General features: G+C 70.5%; 3 protein-coding genes. All 3 read right to left on the bottom strand.

Features of this window, described 5'->3' with window-relative positions; all coding sequences use genetic code 11:
* Positions 1-126: 126 nt before the first annotated feature.
* Entirely contained in the window at positions 127-696 is a 570-nt protein-coding gene (locus tag EJC49_RS25305) for a head-tail connector protein (RefSeq protein WP_126702692.1), read from the bottom strand.
* A 116-nt stretch (positions 697-812) separates the two neighbouring features.
* Positions 813-2063, bottom strand: coding sequence for a phage major capsid protein (locus EJC49_RS25300; protein WP_126702691.1), 1251 nt, complete (start codon positions 2061-2063; stop codon positions 813-815).
* The coding region (locus tag EJC49_RS25295) for an HK97 family phage prohead protease (protein WP_425358846.1) at positions 2060-2600 on the bottom strand (541 nt) is incomplete at its 5' end. The genes EJC49_RS25295 and EJC49_RS25300, both read right to left, overlap by 4 nt.

Below are 2600 nucleotides of genomic sequence, written 5' to 3'. Positions count from 1 at the left end.
CGGCGTGCAGCGTTGCGACCGGCGTCCAGCTTTCGGTGTGGCCGCCGGCGCCGTCGGGAACGGCCGCCAGCGCCTCCAGCGCCATCGGCAGGCGCAGCCGGCCGGGATCGATCCGCCGCGCCCGCATCACAGCCGCCTCGTCCGCCAGCCATCGGTCAGGCGGCGAAACCCGTCGGGGATCGACACCGGCTGGTCGTCGGGGCCGTAGGCGGCGCGGAACTCGTACCAGTGCGCCACCAGGATCAGCATCGCCCGCTTCAACAGGTCCGGCACGTCGGTGCCCGCCTCGCCGAAGCCGGCGCGAAAGTCGATCTCGATGCCGTTGAGAGCGGCTCCCGGCGTCGGTCGCTGCTCGACCCACAGCCGCGCCGGCCGCGACAGCCCGTCGAGCCGGTAGAGCGCGGGGTCCATCAGCGTCGCCTCGCCGTCGGCGCCATAGAGCGTCACCGACAGCACCTGCTTCACCGGATGGCGCGGGATCGTCACGATGCCGCCGGCCGGCCATCGGTCCAGCGCCAGCCGCCAGTCCTGGTCGATCAGGGCGACGCCGGTCTGTTGTTCCACCTCTTCGCGCGCGGCGCGCACGAGGCCCGCAATCAGCGCGTCGTCGCCGTCATGCGCAATCCTGAGATGCGCCTTGCAGTCGGCGAGCGTCAGCGGTTCCGCGCCAGGCGGAACGGTTCGAAACAGCGCCATTTCGGCCACCTCGTGACTGGTTTTTCGGGAACGGAAGAAGGAGCCGCCGGCGGCGAAAGGAGAAACCGCCGGCGGTTCGTCAGGGCGTCTTCAGGACGCCCGGGGCGCCCGCCCCCTTACGCCCCGGAGAACTTCAACAGCTTGATCGCGTTGAAATCCTGCACCCCGCCGCCGACGCGCTTGGTCGTGTAGAACAGCACGTAAGGCTTGGCGGTGTAGGGGTCGCGCAGCACCCGCACGCCGGTGCGGTCGACCACCAGATAGCCGCGCGCGAAGTCGCCGAAGGCGATCGGCGTGGTGTCGGCGGCGATGTCGGGCATGTCCTCGGCCTCCACCACCGGAAAGCCCATCAGCATCGCCTTGCCGCCCGGCTGGGCCGGCGGCTGCCACAGATAGTTGCCGTCGGCGTCCTTCAGCTTGCGGATCGCCGCCTGCGTGCGGCGGTTCAGCACCCAGTTGGCGTTCTGGCGGTAGCCGGCCTTCAGCGCGTAGACGAGGTCGATCAGGATGTCGGACGGGGCGGTGGCCGGCAGCGCGCCCGATACCCCGGTCGAAAGCGTGCCGATCTTCTCCCATTCCCAGCTCGCTTCGGCCACCTGGGGATAGTCGAGGAAGCCCTTGGGCTTGTTGACGCCGTTGCCGGACACAAAGGCCACGCCCTCCTGTTCCGCGAAGGCGATCTCGATCTCGGACGAGATCCACTGGTCGAGGTCGACAGCCGCGTCCTCCAGCAGCGAGGCGGTCGCCGACGGCATGGCATAGATCTCGGCGGTGGGGAACTGCAGCTCGGCCAGCGTCGCGCTCGCCGTCTGCGGTCGCGCCGCCGTCTCGGCCACCCAGCCCGCCGCGGGGCCGGTCAGCTGGTAGGGCTTCTTCAGCACCGCGCCCGACACCTGCCGCACCGAGGCGATGCCGCGGATCGGCGAGATCTGCGCCAGCCGCTTGCCGATCGCTGCTTCCAGCTCGTCGGGTACCAGATAGCCGCCGTCCTGTCCGGAGCCGTAGGACATCGCCTTCGCCTCCAGGCCGCGCAGGTGCCTGTCGTCGCCGGAGCGCACATAGGCCTCGAAGGCCGAATGGTGCTCCGACTTCACCGTCATCCCGTCCGGCCGCCCGAGCGCCGGCCGGTTCTGGCGCAGGATCATCGCGTCCACCGCGCGCTTCTGCTCGTCGAGCGTGCGGGCGATGCGGTCCACCTTCTCGCTCGTCACCACGTCGGGGCCGGCCTTGCGCTCCATCTCGGCCAGCCGCTGCTCGTTCGCCTCCTTGTAGGCCTCGAAGGCCATCCACACCTCGGCGAAGGCGGCATTCACCTCGCCGCCGCCCGGGGCCGCCTTGTTTTCCAGTCCGGTGATGAAGTCGCTCATGCGAAGTCCTTCTCGTTGATGATGGAAGTTTCGACGCTGATCAGCGCCGCCATTTGTCTGGCGGCGCGCGCCAGGTCGCCCGTCGCCGGGGCCAGTGGCCGGTCCGGCGGCAGAACCGCAAGCCGGGCCCCCGGCAGCATCGGAAAAGTGACGATCGAGATCTCCCAGAGGTCGGCCTCGACGATGTGCCTGAGCCGCGTGCGCGGGTCGGTCCTCGCCTTCACCGTGCGAAAGCCGATCGACAGCCCGTCGATCGCCCCGTCGGCAATCAGCGCGGCCAGCTCGGCCGACGCACCGGCCGTCAGCCGGCCCTGCACGGCCAGCCCCTGCGCATCTTCGCGCAGCGAGGTCCACACCCCCACGGGCCTTGCCGGATCGTGCTGGAACAGCATGCGGATGCCGCCGCCGCGCCTGGCGAGCGCGGCCGCGAAGGCGCCCGCCTCCACCACGTCGCGCGACAGGTCGGCAACGCCGAAAAGGCTCGCGTGGCCGGCGATCCGCAGGCCTTCGCCATCGGCCGTCCGCGCAAATCCCCGC

It is taken from the genome of Aquibium carbonis, assembly GCF_003970795.1.
GTDB classification, from domain to species: Bacteria; Pseudomonadota; Alphaproteobacteria; order Rhizobiales; family Rhizobiaceae; genus Aquibium; species Aquibium carbonis.
The sequence above is the reverse complement of the archived record's forward strand: the minus strand, read 5'-3'. Positions and strand labels throughout refer to the sequence as shown.